Source organism: Paraburkholderia sp. RAU6.4a (genome assembly GCF_050435625.1).
GTDB classification, from domain to species: Bacteria; Pseudomonadota; Gammaproteobacteria; order Burkholderiales; family Burkholderiaceae; genus Paraburkholderia; species Paraburkholderia tuberum.
Map to the genome: position 1 here is coordinate 1778309 of NZ_JBNDKQ010000003.1, position 12938 is coordinate 1791246.

General features: G+C 61.4%; 11 protein-coding genes. 5 read left to right on the forward strand and 6 right to left on the reverse strand.

Annotated elements, in window-relative coordinates:
- Positions 1–11 precede the first annotated feature (11 nt).
- From OKW40_RS32805 to OKW40_RS32820, 4 genes are all read right to left on the reverse strand, one after another.
- Positions 12–1304: an acetyl-CoA hydrolase/transferase family protein gene (locus OKW40_RS32805; RefSeq protein ID WP_429493980.1), complete on the reverse strand. Its 1293-nt coding sequence runs from the start codon at positions 1302–1304 to the stop codon at positions 12–14.
- Between the two features lie 13 nt (positions 1305–1317).
- The gene (locus OKW40_RS32810) at positions 1318–2505 is read right to left on the reverse strand and encodes a CaiB/BaiF CoA transferase family protein (RefSeq protein ID WP_429493353.1); all 1188 of its coding nucleotides are present in this window, start codon (positions 2503–2505) and stop codon (positions 1318–1320) included.
- Positions 2502–3488 (reverse strand): NAD(P)H-dependent flavin oxidoreductase, encoded by a 987-nt coding sequence (locus OKW40_RS32815; RefSeq protein ID WP_184032247.1) that lies wholly within the window; start codon positions 3486–3488, stop codon positions 2502–2504. Before OKW40_RS32815 ends, OKW40_RS32810 begins: the two co-directional genes overlap by 4 nt.
- A gap of 106 nt (positions 3489–3594) precedes the next feature.
- Complete coding sequence (locus tag OKW40_RS32820; protein WP_429352488.1) at positions 3595–4371, reverse strand: enoyl-CoA hydratase; 777 nt, start codon at positions 4369–4371, stop codon at positions 3595–3597.
- Between the two features lie 218 nt (positions 4372–4589).
- Here OKW40_RS32820 and OKW40_RS32825 point away from each other — a divergent pair, with 218 nt between their 5' ends.
- Positions 4590–5384, forward strand: coding sequence for a crotonase/enoyl-CoA hydratase family protein (locus OKW40_RS32825; protein ID WP_184032260.1), 795 nt, complete (start codon positions 4590–4592; stop codon positions 5382–5384).
- Positions 5385–5432: 48 nt separating this feature from the next.
- Positions 5433–6674 carry a CaiB/BaiF CoA transferase family protein gene (locus OKW40_RS32830; protein ID WP_184050308.1) on the forward strand — a complete coding sequence of 414 codons (1242 nt, stop codon included), beginning with the start codon at positions 5433–5435 and terminating at the stop codon, positions 6672–6674.
- 566 nt (positions 6675–7240) lie between these two features.
- Here OKW40_RS32830 and OKW40_RS32835 read toward each other — a convergent pair.
- Entirely contained in the window at positions 7241–8005 is a 765-nt protein-coding gene (locus OKW40_RS32835) for an SDR family NAD(P)-dependent oxidoreductase (protein WP_429493354.1), read from the reverse strand.
- A 249-nt stretch (positions 8006–8254) separates the two neighbouring features.
- Here OKW40_RS32835 and OKW40_RS32840 point away from each other — a divergent pair, with 249 nt between their 5' ends.
- Positions 8255–9049 (forward strand): IclR family transcriptional regulator, encoded by a 795-nt coding sequence (locus OKW40_RS32840; protein WP_429493355.1) that lies wholly within the window; start codon positions 8255–8257, stop codon positions 9047–9049.
- Between the two features lie 109 nt (positions 9050–9158).
- On the opposite strand, the gene OKW40_RS32845 is transcribed toward OKW40_RS32840, so the two are convergent.
- A complete protein-coding gene (locus OKW40_RS32845; protein WP_429493356.1) occupies positions 9159–10580 on the reverse strand; it encodes an MFS transporter in 1422 nt (473 codons plus the stop codon).
- Positions 10581–10815: 235 nt separating this feature from the next.
- Between OKW40_RS32845 and OKW40_RS32850 the strand changes: the two genes are divergently transcribed.
- Together OKW40_RS32850 and OKW40_RS32855 are read left to right on the forward strand one after the other, a co-directional pair.
- Positions 10816–12012 carry an amidohydrolase family protein gene (locus OKW40_RS32850; protein WP_184050312.1) on the forward strand — a complete coding sequence of 399 codons (1197 nt, stop codon included), beginning with the start codon at positions 10816–10818 and terminating at the stop codon, positions 12010–12012.
- Between the two features lie 75 nt (positions 12013–12087).
- Entirely contained in the window at positions 12088–12882 is a 795-nt protein-coding gene (locus OKW40_RS32855) for an enoyl-CoA hydratase/isomerase family protein (protein WP_090808869.1), read from the forward strand.
- The last annotated feature ends 56 nt before the right edge of the window (positions 12883–12938 follow it).

Genomic DNA, 12938 nt, shown 5'->3' on the forward strand with positions numbered 1-12938 from the left:
TGCGGTTGCAATCAGCCGACGAGCGTCGCGCTTCTTAAGCGATTGGAAGGCGGGACGCCCGCCATCTGATCGAGAGCGCTGCGATGATCTGGATGGGCGATTGCCAGCATGCGTTCGCGCCTTTGGCGCAGCGTCAGGCCGCGCAGATCGGCCACGCCGTATTCGGTCACCACGATGGCGGCGTCGCTGCGTGGCGTGCTGACCGGTCCGTTCAACGACGCGACGATGCGGGTCGCGCCCTTGCCCGCTGTGGACGGCAATGCGATGACAGGAACGCCGCCACGCGAGCGCCGCGCGCCGCGCAGGAAATCCAGTGCGCCGCCCACCGCGCCCACATACACGCCACCGGCAATTTCGGCGTTGATCTGGCCACTCAGATCGACCTCGACCGCCGAGTTGATGGCGACGAACCGGTCGATGCTTGCGAGCACGTTCGGATCGTGCGTGTAGCGGGTCGAACGAAACTGCACGGCGTCGTTTCGATGCGCGAACTCGTGTATGCGGCGACCCCCCATCATCACGCCAGCAATGGTCTTGCCCGTGTCGATGGTCTTGCGCACATTGTTGATCACGCCGCTTTCCATCAGATCGGCGACTTTGTCCCCGATCGTGCCGGAATGGATGCCAAGGTTTCGCCGATCGCCGAGGCAGGCGAGGATCGCTTCTGGAATCGCGCCGAGGCCGAGTTGAATGGTGGCGCCGTCTTCGATCAAAGCGGCCGTGTGCCGTGCAATCGCCAGCTCCGTCGGGCTGACGGCGCTGGGCGAACTCTCGGGCAAAGCGCGCGACGTCGGGACAATGAAGTCGATGTTGTCGTCGCGAAGATATCGCTCGCCGTAAGTCCAGGGTGCCTGTTCGTTGACTTCCGCAATGATGACGCGCGCGCGCTCGAGCGCCGGGATCAGATACTCATGCGCGACGGACAAGCTGTAGCGGCCGTGCGCGTCGGGTGGCGCCAACTGCAGCAGCAGGACGTCGATCGATAGCTGACCCGACTCCATCATCTCTGGCAACTGCGAATAATGGCAGGGCAGGATATCAAGCGCGCCAGCCTTGGCCAGTGCGCGGTTGGAGCCGCTCCCGCAGTACGAAACGAAATCGATGCAGTCCGCGTGCTCAGGCCGGCACGTGTCGTAGTTGCCGGCGCCGAGAAAGACCCGGAACGCGCCGATGCTGTGCCGCTGCTGAAGTAGAGTGCGCGTGAGCGCAAGGGGCTCTGCGTTCGATTGGCCCCATGCGACGGTATCGCCGGGGCGGATGATGGACGCGAAATCGACGGCGTCCGCCTTTAGCTGTAAGGGCATGGTGTTGTTTGCGTCAGGTGGCGGGTTGCGCAAGGGCCTGGGCTTCGTCGTGCTGCCCACGTACTGCGCCTGTCGCGACGAGTTCCGCAATCCGTTCGTCGCTGTAGCCAATGCTCCGCAGCACGAGTTCTGTGTGCTCGCCAAGGTATGGAACGGCGAGCGGTGGCGACCCAGGCTCCAAACGGAAGTGAATCGGGCTTGCAACGTGGTTGCGTCCGGACGGATCCCTCTGGACCATCCCGCGCTCGTGCGCTTGCGGATGGTCGAGCGCTTCGGCGAGCGAGAGCACCGGCGCTACACTGATGTTTCGGCCTTCGAACCAGCAGAGCCATTCATCGAGTGTGCGAGTCAGGAAGATTTGCATCAGGAACGCCCGGACGCGTATCTGGCCTTCACCGGCTGGGCCGATCGCGTCGGCGACGAGGTCCGGACGGCCGAGTGGTGTAAGCAGGTTGGTTGCGAAGCTGTGTTCCCGGCCGCCAAGGCAGAGCCACTTCGAATCGGCGGTCTCGTAGGTGTCGAGCAACGCGAGCCCGCTGTCGCCTTCAGTCGGCCCTCGCAATTGGCTGTCCGGCGCGTTGAGCAAGCGGCCGCTCAGATACGGCTGCGATGTGAGCGCCGCATCGAAAAGCGCCATGTCGATGTAGTCGCCGCGCCCCGTTTCCCGCGCGCGCAGCAGCGCCATCAACACGGCGGACAACGCCGTCAATGAACCGGCCAGCGCAGCGAGCGACGGTCCCGTGACAATTGGGATTCCCCGGCCATCGCGCGGCAGCGTGCCTGCAAGCGATTGAACTACCGGATCGTGTGCGGGCAATTGAGAGAGCGGGCCGGTTTGGCCGAATGCGGTAATCGCACAATAAACGACTCCCGGGTTCGTCCGGCTGATCGTGTCGTAGTCGATGCCAAGCCGAGCGGCCACGCCCGGCCTCGACGATTCGATCACGACATCGGCCTCGTTCATCAGCTTGAGGGCGACCTCGCGTGCGTCCGGATGTTTCAGATCGAGCGCGATGCTGCGCTTGCCGCGGTTGATCGCGGCGAAGAACGCGCCGTCGGTGCCGGGTGCGCCGCGGGTGGGGTCGCCGGTGACCGGTTCGATCTTGACGACGTGCGCGCCGTGATCGGCGAGGTTGGCGGCGAGGAATGGACCCGGCATGAATTGCGACAGGTCCACGACGCGAAGGCCGGTCAGTTTCATGCCAGAGCAGCGCTGAAGCCGAGCTGGCGTTGCGCAATCGCGGCGGCTTCCTTCACGATGCGACCGATCAATTCCGCACAGGTCGGCAAGTCGTGAATGAGGCCGGTCACGATACCGGCGGGGAAGGCGCCGCCTTCCACTTCTCCTGTCACGAATGCGTCCATCCAGCGCTGTGCTCCGGTCAGCGCGTAGAGGTCCGAGCGCGTCACGTTGCCGGCGCGCTCGAGTTCGAGCGCGGCGAGACTCACGCTGTTCCTGACCACCCGGCTTGAATCGCCGATCGAGCGGCCAACCAGCACCGTATCGCGCTCGCTCGCTTCCAGCAGCCGTTGCTTGATCGCAGGGTGGACGGGGGACTCCTGCGTGAGCATGAATCGGGTTCCCATGTTGATGCCGTCCGCGCCGAGCGCGAGAGCCGCCATCAGCCCGCGCCCATCGGCAAAGCCGCCGGACGCGAGAATCGGCACCTTCAGCTTGTCGGCGGCGGCGGGAATCAGGATCAGTCCAGGGATGTCGTCTTCGCCAGGGTGCCCCGCGCATTCGAACCCGTCGATGCTGACGGCGTCCGCGCCGAGCGATTCGGCCTTCACCGCGTGGCGAACCGTCACGCACTTGTGCACGACCTTGACGCCCTGCGCCTTGAACTCGGCGATGTATTTCGCCGGATTGCTGCCTGCTGTCTCGACGACCTGGACGCCTTGAGACACGATCGTGCGCACATACGCGTCATAGTCGAGACCGACATTGGCGCCGAGAACGGTCAGGTTGACTCCAAAGGGCTTGTCGGTGAGCGAACGCACCCTGTCGATTTCGCGCGCGAGTGCATCGGCGCTTGCATGGGTGTGCGCGGAGATGAAGCCTAGACCGCCCGCATTGGCCACGGCCGCCGCCAGTTCGGCCCGCGCCACCCAGCGCATGCCGCCTTGAATGATGGGATATTGAATGCCGAGTAATTCAGTAATGCGATTGACATACGGTTTCATCGCGCGCCTGTAGCCTGGATAGGAAGTATGGGTGCCAGAGAAATGCGCGTGACGCGCGTGAACTGGCGGGCTCTGTTCGCCACGACAGCGTGGCGCTTTTAGCAATTCAACAATCGCGAAACTGGGGTTTGCGCTTTTCGGCGAAGGCTGCCATGCCTTCCTTTCGATCTTCTGTGGCGAAGGTCGAATACGCCATACGCCGCTCGAACAGGATGCCTTCTGCCAGGCTCGATTCGTAGGCGCGGTTGACGCACTCCTTGGCCATCGCTACGACGGGTTGCGAGTATCGCGCGATCTCGTCGGCCGTTTTCAGCGCTTCCTCGACGAGCGTGTCGGCGGGCACGATGCGGCTCACGAGGCCGCATCGTTCGGCTTCAATGGCGTCCATCCTGCGGCCGGTGAGGATCATTTCCATCGCCTTCGATTTGCCGAGCGCGCGCGTAAGGCGCTGCGTGCCGCCGGCGCCGGGAATGGTCGCGAGCGTGATTTCGGGCAGGGCGAAACGGGCGTTGTCGGCGGCGAGAATGAAGTCGCACATCATGGCCAGTTCGCAGCCTCCGCCTAACGCAAGACCCGCGACCGCGGCGATGACCGGCTTGCGGCAACGCGACGTGCGTTCCCAGTTCGACGTGATGAACTGATTCTTGTACACGTCCATGTACGTCCATTCGTTCATCATCTTGATGTCGGCGCCGGCGGCGAACGCCTTTTCGCTACCGGTCATCACGATGGCGCCGATGGCGGGGTCGGTTTCGAGGTCGTCGAGTGCCGCCGTCAGCTCGTCCATCAGCTGGTTGTTCAGTGCGTTGTAGGCTTGCGGACGGTGCAGCTTGATCAAGCCGGATTTCCCGTGCGTTTCGACGATGATCGTCTCGTAGGCCATGGTTCTTCCTTGAACGAATGAGGGTGAACACCTGGGCCCGGATGGGGCCTGCTCGCCGATGATTTGCGTGTCTGCGGTGCGCCGCTCGGCAGCGTCAGAGCGTATCGTGCGTTGCCAATTTTGTGAACGACGTTTATGATTCTGAATGTGCGACCCAGCTTTGTCAATTGAGCGCGAGGTCAGAATTGCTAACGGAAAACACCGCGAGGAGACACTGCATGACCACTCGTCACGAGGACGGACAGATTCGCGTTGAGCAGCGTGGGAACCTGCTCTTGATGGGCATTGACCGGCCGGAAAAGCGCAATGGTTTCACGCCGAAAATGTTCAGAGAGCTTGCCATGGCTTACACGCAGCTCGAGAAGAGCGGCGATATTTTTTGCGGGCTGGTATACGCCGAAGGCGATCACTTTACGGCAGGGCTCGACATGCCAAAGGTCGCGCCGTTGCGCCGCGAAGGGAAACCGCTGCTTCCTGAAGGCGAGGTCGATCCGTTCAACTTGCGCGCGCCGCTGCGTACCAAGCCGGTCGTCATTGCGCTGAAGGGAATCTGCTTCACGGTCGCGGTCGAATTGATGCTTGCATCGGAAGTGGCTGTTGCGGCCGACAACTGCCGTTTCTCCCAGCTTGAAGTCAAGCGGGGGATCATGGCAGGTTGTGGTGCGACGTTTCGCATGGTGCAGCGAGCCGGCTGGGGCAACGCAATGAAGGTACTGCTTACTGGCGACGAATTCACCGCAGACGAGGCACGGCACATGAACTTCGTGCAGGATGTCGTGCCTGCGGGGCAGGAGTTCGACCGGGCGCTCGCGATCGCCGAGCGAATCGCGGCACAGGCACCGCTAGCCGTGCAGGCCACGATGCAGAACGCGCGCGTTTCGCTGGGACAAGGCTGGCAGGATGCTTACGCGACGATTCAGTCGACCCAGCAGTTTCTCTACAACACTGAAGACGCGAAGGAAGGCGTTCAGTCCTTCATCGAAAAACGTACGGCGAAGTTCGTCGGACGCTGATGCAAGGCTTCCGGCGCAGCCGGTGTGAATTCAAGGGGACCGTTTGCTATGACAAAAGGCGCATTGGCGGGTGTTCGCGTACTCGACCTGAGCCGCATTCTCGCGGGGCCTTGGGGGGCTCAGATGCTGGCGGATCTCGGCGCGGAGGTCATCAAGGTCGAGCGTCCCGGCAAGGGCGACGATTCGCGGCAATTCGGCCCCCCGTTCCTGATGGATCGGGAGGGAAAGGTCACGCGCGAGTCGACGTTTTTTATCAGCGCGAACCGAGGCAAGAAGTCGATCACGTGCGATATCTCCACGGCCGAAGGCCAGGCGCTGATCCGCTCGTTGGCGGCGCACTGCGACGTGTTGATCGAGAACTATAAGGTTGGCGACCTCAAGCGTTACGGGCTCGACTACGACAGCCTCAAGCTGGTCAATCCGCGCCTGATCTACTGTTCGATAACCGGATTCGGTCAGACCGGACCGTATAGCCCGCGCCCCGGCTACGACTCGATTTTCCAGGCGATGGGTGGCCTGATGAGCGTGACCGGAAACGGCGACGACGTGCCGGGCGGCGGGCCAATGAAAACCGGGCCCAGTCTTGCGGACATCCTGTGTGGTCAGTACGCCGCTTCGGCGATCATCGCAGCGCTTTATCATCGCGACGCGGCGCAAGGCGGTACCGGGCAGGGGCAGTACATCGACCTGGCGTTGCTGGACGCGATGATTGCTGCCACATCGCACTATGCAAGCCAGTATCTCGTTTCAGGCCAGATTCCCATTCGGCGCGGTACCGAGGGCAACGGTGGTATGCCGTCCCGCATGTTCCGCTGCGCCGATCGCGACATCATGATCGTGGCGGGCAACAACGAGCAATACGCGCGGATGTGTAACGTTCTGGGGCACCCCGAGCTAGTCAGCGATCCACGATTCAGCGAGATTGCGCTGCGCGTGAAGAATCGTCGCGCGCTGGGCGAAGTGTTCGAGCCGCTGATCCTTCAATGGCAGAGCGATGAACTGCTCGCAGCGCTCGACGCCGCCGGGGTGCCGGCCGGACCGATCAACAATCTGGAGCAGGTGTTCGCAGATCCGCATGTGCAGGCACGCGCGATGTGCGTCGAAGTTGCGCACCCGCTCACGGATAAGGCGGTTCGGATGGTCGCCAACCCGGTCAAGATGTCGGGCACGCCTATCGATTCGTACGGGGCGCCGCCGATGCTCGGACAACATACGGACGACGTGCTGCGTGATGTGCTGAGTATGTCGCAGTCGGATATCGATATCCTGCGCGAAAAGAAAATTCTATAGAAAGGGCATCAACGGCGAGTTCGGCAAGATCAACGTGGTGCTCGTGTTCGGCGACGCGAAGAAGGTGATCGAGGAGATGGTGAATAGTTGCAGCTAAGGGGGAGTCATGACGACTGAGAGAAGCAACAGCCGTATCGTATGTACAGACCACGTAGAAGTCGGGTGTATCCACTCCGGTAGGGACGCCCCGAATATCTCGCGTCCGCATCAACGTTCGGACACTCCCGTGCGTAGCGGAAAGTCACCTCATTGGGCTTGGGCGAACTGCCGCAGCGAGTTCGACTGGATGGACGTGCACTTGCCGTTCTTCACGTCGGAATGGTTTTAAGAAATTTCTCAACCGACGCGATCGAGTCCCAAAGGTAACGGCGAAAAAACGCCTTGGCTCCGTGTCCCGCAGCCAAGGCCAAACTCCACACGCTCTCGCGAAGTGTGTGAGAGGAGAAACAACTGATCGCTCTTCAAGCTTCGTGGTACGCGCCCGGCGGGAAGCTCACTGCTCGGATCGAGGCTCGCGATAATGCAACTGGACGTTTCATATATTGCACCGTGTTCAAAAAGACGCACTAGAGCATTGACTGTCCGCCGTCCACACTGATAGTCTGCCCGGTTATGAAATTAGCGTCGTCACTACATAGAAATGCAACTGTTCGTCCAATATCGCGCTGAGGATCGCCGAAGCGGCCAAGCGCAATTTCAGAGAGATAGCGAGTGCGTTCCTGAGGATTGGCTTCGAGGTAGGCTTCGGCGGCAGGCGTGAGCGCTGCCGGGCAAATGACGTTGACGGTAATGCCGTAGACGCCCCATTCGCGCGCGGCAACACGCGAGAGCCCACGAATGCCCTCCTTGGTTGCGGCGTACGCGCCGAATCCCTTGAGGCCTTCGATACCGGTGCGCGAGCCGAAGTTGATGATGGCGCCGCGGCCCTTCGACTTCATCCGCGGCAATGCGGCCTGCATGAAATACAGCGTGCCGTACAAGCCCGATTCGAGCGTGTTGCTCCAGTCATCGTCGGTAACGGACTCGAGCGGCACCCCCGGGCTGCTGCTTTGGGCATTGTTGATGAGTGCGTCCACACGTCCGAATCGCTCGACGGCAAGTTCGACCGTCCGCACGGCGTCGGCGCGATTGCGCGTATCGCCGGGCACGACCAGCACTTGCGAACCGAGGGCGCTCAATTCCTCAGCAGCCCGCGTGAGTTTGGCCTCCGTGCGACCAGTGAGGACCAGACTCGCCCCCTCGGTGGCAAGCGCAAGGGCGATGCCGAGTCCAACGCCTTGGCCGCCTCCGGTCACGATGGCGACCTTTTCTGCCAGTTTTTTCGTGTACATGAGTGAATCCAGAAGTGAAGGTTGATGTTGCTGTTCGACGCCCGAGCGTATTGCGTAAATGGTCTGGAAGATGATGCTTCCACATTTCAGTTTTTCGAACGATGTTCAAATATATCTCAAGCGGTGTGAGGGAGCGCCCTGGCGTATTCCCGCATTCGGGTGGTGTAAAAAGTGTGCCAGATTGTGATCGATGTAAAACTATGTGAATAGTTCCCGTATAATCTATACAGTCAATTCATGGGGAAAATCATGTTGAAAGAGACCTCAGCGCCGGCGGACCGGGACGTCAGCGGGCCGCGCTCGCTGACCCGACTCCTCGGAATTTTCGATGTGCTGGCGAAGTCTCCGGACGGGATGTCGCTAGCAGAACTGAATGTCGCTCTCGAGTCACCTAAGAGCAGCCTGCTCAATCTGCTGCGACCTCTGGTGGCGGAAGGGTACTTGATGCACGACGTAGGCCGCTATCGCCTGGGACCGTCGATCTTCCGGTTGTCGGCAGGCGTGATGGCCGCGTGGAATTTTTCGAAGATACTGCGCCCGTTCCTGGTGGATCTCTCGAAGAGCACCAATGAAACCGTGTATGTCGGTGTCCTTGACGTCGAACACAAAGAGATCACCTATGTCGACGTGATCGAGAGCGAGCAATCGGTGCGCTATTCAATGCACATCGGTTTGCGTCGCCCGCTCTATTGCACGGCTGCGGGCCGCGTGCTGCTCGCCCATGCACCGGACGCTTTCCTTAACGACTACATGAAGACGGTCAAATTCGAGCGCCGCACCCCGCAAACGATCGCAACGAAGAAGGCGTTGCGTGACGAACTCGACCACATCCTCGAAAGCGGCCTGTCGGTGAGTCGCGGTGAACTACTGCCGGATTCGGCCGGCGTGTCGTCGCCGATCTTCGGACCGAATGGCAATGTCATCGCGGCGATGGCAATTGGTGCGCCGCTCGAACGCTTCGACCGCGAACGTCACCGGCTCGAAGAGAACATGATCAGAGTCGCCCAGCGGGCGTCTGCGTTGGGTCAGGCAGAAGAGGAGTGACTCGCCAGTCGGCCGGCGGCGCAGTGAAGCGGGTGCTTCAATGCGCCGCGGTCGCGGTGCGGTCGAAGAAGCGTCGTACCCGCGCGCGACGGATCGGTCGCAACGACCGTCAGTGTGTACGACGCTTCGGCAGCATGGAGGCGACCAGCAGTCCGGCGATCGAACTGCAGGCGATGTAGACGAATACCGAAACATAGCCACTATCGGCCGGAAACGATGCACCGTCGTGTCCCGCCGTCGCGCTGCGCAGCAGCGCAAATACCGCCTGGGCACCTACCGCGAAGAAACACGAGAAGAAAACGTAGAGCATGCCCGTTGCCTCGCCTGTCTGATGTGCAGGCGTCGCTTCCACGATCTGGTTGTACAGCGCCGTGCTTGCGAAGGCGAGGCCGAACGAGCACAGCACCGCACCCGGAACGAAGAGCAGCAGGCTGCGATGAAGCACGATCAGCGAGGCCCAGCCCAAGGCCAGTATGAGCATGCCAATCAAGGCAGCGGGCCGGGCCTTGTAGCGGGCCGCAACCCGGCCGCTCCATGGGCTCGCGACCAGCGCGACGATGTTGACGCTGAACATCAGTAATCCGGCCGCCGTCGCGCTCAACCCAAATCCGGAGTGCGTGCCGGCAGGTTGCTGGGCGAGCAGCGAGAAGACCTGTCCTAGTTGCATGGCGCCTGCCGCGAGGAATGCCATGCATGCATTGGCCAACATGACTTCGCGCCTCTTCAGCAGACGCACATTGATGAGCGGATGACGCGCCCCGTGTTGATGGCGTGCCCAGAGTCCGAGCACGATCATCCCGCCAGCGATCAAGCCCCACAGCCGCGGATCGCCGAGCCCCCACGTGCGGATTTGCTGCACGGCGAAGAGGATGGCGCAAAGCGCTGGAGCGAACGCGAGACCTCGAACGTAGTCGATCCGTACGCCGGGATTCGGTGGCGACGGCGGTGCCCACGCGCGTACCGCCGCGACGGCCACGACGCAAAGCGCGACTTTGAACCAGAAGCCGCCCTGCCACGAATAGTGATCCACGACAACGCCCGCGCAGATGTAGATCAGCCCCGCCGACACCATGCCTGCCGCACTGATCAACCCTACCGCGGCAGGCAGCCTGGCGGGTGGCAGATTCTCACGAACCAGCCCGATGGAGAGTGGCGTAATGCCTGCCGCGATTGATTGCATCGCACACCCCGCGACGAGCATGCCGACATCGGTCGCGCATGCGGCCACGACTGCGCCCGCCGCAGCGATCGATATCACCACGAGCAGGATGCGGCGGTAGCCCAACAGGTCGCCGAGTCGCCCGCTCACCGCGGCAAAGACGGCCGAGCCGAGCCAGTACGCGGTGACGGTCCAGCTCACGGAGTTCGACGCAGGAAAAGCCTTGTAGAGCGTGACCAGCACGGTGTAGATGACGGTGATGCCGGACGAGGCCGCTACCGCGGCAAGCAGGATCGCCATCGTGAACCCGCGCGGTGGACCCGCTACCGGTTGCGCTCGGTGTGCCGGCTGGGAGAGTACTTCGGCTTGCATAAACGTCTCCGGTTGTGTGTCTTCGTTTCGATTATACTTATATACGAACGGCGTTCGTATTGATGTTTTTGGAGAGTTCGATGCCGACCGCAAGGATCGCGAGGCCACCGCCCGATATCAAATCGATATCGACGTTTTCGAGTTCGATATGAGAGTTTTTAGGTCGATGGCTTGACCCGATACTTCTCTCAAGGGCGCACGTTCTGAAGCGCTCCCCACAATCAGGAGCGAGACCATGCAAACGTATCAAGGGAAGATCTACGACGCCGACACGCACTTCTACGAAGTCGAGGACGCGTTCAACCGTCATTTGCCCGAGAAGTTCAGGAAGGACTGGTCTTTTACCAGCCGTGTCACGGCAGACGGCAACCGCTGCATGTATGTGGGCGACCGGAAGGTGGAAATCAGCGAGGGCTACACATCGGCCGAGGGGCACGTTCCGCCGCCGGGCAAGCTGCATGAATGGCTGCGCGCGATGAAGGATGGCAAGGATAACGTCGATATGCGGGTTTCGCCGACGCCGGACATGTTCAACCGCGACGCGCGCCTGAAGAAGATGGACGATTTCGGTGTTGAAGCCTGCACGATGTACATCGGCGAAATGGTCGCGTGTATTTCCTACCTCAACGAGCCCGTTGCGGCAAATGCGGTGTTGCATGCGTATAACCAGTGGATGCTCGACGACTGGGGCTTCAACTACAAAGACCGCATCTACACGACGCCGGTCGTCACGCTCGACGATCTCGATGCGGCTGTCGCCGAGGCCAGGTGGCTGGTTGCGAACGGTGTGCGGGTGATCCTGATGCCGATGGGGCCGTTCAATGGCCGTGCACCTGCGGATCCATACTTCGATCCGTTCTGGTCGGTCCTCAACGAAGCGGGCGTGCGCGTCACCTTCCATGTGTCGGAAGCGATCTACATGAAGGATCATATGGCGGTGTGGGGCGAGCCCGTGCAGCAGTCGCGCCAGCGTCAGACCGCCTTTGTCTGGATGCACGGTTACGGCGAGCGGCCGGTCATGGAAACGCTGTCGTCGTTCATCTTCTACAACTTCTTCGAGCGTTTCCCGCGGGTCAAGCTGTGCAGCGCCGAAAACGGTGCCGAATGGGTGCCTTCGCTGCTCGTCAAAATGGACAAGTGCCGGGGGATGGCGAAGAATGGCTACTGGCCGTGCGGTCAGCTGAAGAAACGCCCGAGCCAGATCTTCAAGGAAAATGTCTTCGTGGTCGCGTATCCGGAGGACGACATCGCCCAGATCATCGCTCAAACGGGATCGTCGGACTTCCTGTTGATGGGCTCCGACTATCCGCACGCGGAAGGCGTGCCCGAACCGAAGGACTTCGCGTCGGAAGCATGCAATGAGCTCTCGGAAGAAGACACGCGCAAGATCATGTACGACAACGGCCGCCGGTTCATTCCGCTGCACGTGTGATCGGCCTTGCACCGGTCGACGGCGGCAGACGGTCTGTCCGTCCCGCGCGATCTCTTCATTACGAACAGGTTAGCCATGAATATATCGGACTATCAGGCGCTATTGCTCGAACGCGAAGGCGGCGTCTTGACCGTTACGCTCAACCGCCCGGAAACGTTGAACGCGTTCGACGAGCAAATGGACATTGAGATGTCGCGGCTTTTTCTCGATGTCGCCGAGGATGTTGAGACCCGTGTCGTGGTGTTGACGGGCGCAGGGCGGGCATTTAGCGCGGGCGGCGATATCGAGCATATGCAGCAGGTCATCGACAACCCCACGCTGTTCCTCGAAGGCATGCAGCGTGCAAAGAAAATTGTCTTCTCGATGCTGGATTGTCCGAAGCCGGTCATCGCCAAGATCAACGGTCATGCAATCGGTCTCGGCGCGACGATCGCGCTGTTCTCGGATCTGAGCTACGCGGCCAATCACGCAAAGATTGGCGATCCGCACGTGAAAGTCGGCTTCGTGGCCGGCGATGGCGGCGCGGTGATCTGGCCGCAGCTCGTGGGCTATGCGAAGGCCAAGGAATACCTGTTGACGGGGGATCTCGTCACCGCGGAAGAGGCGGCACGACTGGGTCTCATCAATCATGCCGTACCGGCCGACCAGCTGGATGCCGTGGTCGACGCGATGGCGAAGCGTCTCGCAAACGGCGCTTCGCGCGCCATCCAGTGGACCAAGGCGTCGATCAACATCGGCCTGAAGCAACTTGCGCATGCCATTCTCGACGCGTCGATTGCATACGAGGCGCTGTCGAACCTGACGGAAGACCATCAAGAGGCGGTCAACGCGTTTCGCGAGAAACGCGAGCCGGTGTTCAAGGGACGTTGAGCTTTTACAGTGTCCGACGCCAGCGGTACAGGCGGCGCCGGGCGCGGCGAGGGAGG

Bases quoted from the DNA above. Each gene is read 5' to 3' on its own strand.
- OKW40_RS32805 (WP_429493980.1), bottom strand. From the start codon at position 1,304: ATGCCCTTACAGCTAAAGGCGGACGCCGTCGATTTCGCGTCCATCATC.
- OKW40_RS32810 (WP_429493353.1), bottom strand. From the start codon at position 2,505: ATGAAACTGACCGGCCTTCGCGTCGTGGACCTGTCGCAATTCATGCCG.
- OKW40_RS32815 (WP_184032247.1), bottom strand. From the start codon at position 3,488: ATGAAACCGTATGTCAATCGCATTACTGAATTACTCGGCATTCAATAT.
- OKW40_RS32820 (WP_429352488.1), bottom strand. From the start codon at position 4,371: ATGGCCTACGAGACGATCATCGTCGAAACGCACGGGAAATCCGGCTTG.
- OKW40_RS32825 (WP_184032260.1), top strand. From the start codon at position 4,590: ATGACCACTCGTCACGAGGACGGACAGATTCGCGTTGAGCAGCGTGGG.
- OKW40_RS32830 (WP_184050308.1), top strand. From the start codon at position 5,433: ATGACAAAAGGCGCATTGGCGGGTGTTCGCGTACTCGACCTGAGCCGC.
- OKW40_RS32835 (WP_429493354.1), bottom strand. From the start codon at position 8,005: ATGTACACGAAAAAACTGGCAGAAAAGGTCGCCATCGTGACCGGAGGC.
- OKW40_RS32840 (WP_429493355.1), top strand. From the start codon at position 8,255: ATGTTGAAAGAGACCTCAGCGCCGGCGGACCGGGACGTCAGCGGGCCG.
- OKW40_RS32845 (WP_429493356.1), bottom strand. From the start codon at position 10,580: ATGCAAGCCGAAGTACTCTCCCAGCCGGCACACCGAGCGCAACCGGTA.
- OKW40_RS32850 (WP_184050312.1), top strand. From the start codon at position 10,816: ATGCAAACGTATCAAGGGAAGATCTACGACGCCGACACGCACTTCTAC.
- OKW40_RS32855 (WP_090808869.1), top strand. From the start codon at position 12,088: ATGAATATATCGGACTATCAGGCGCTATTGCTCGAACGCGAAGGCGGC.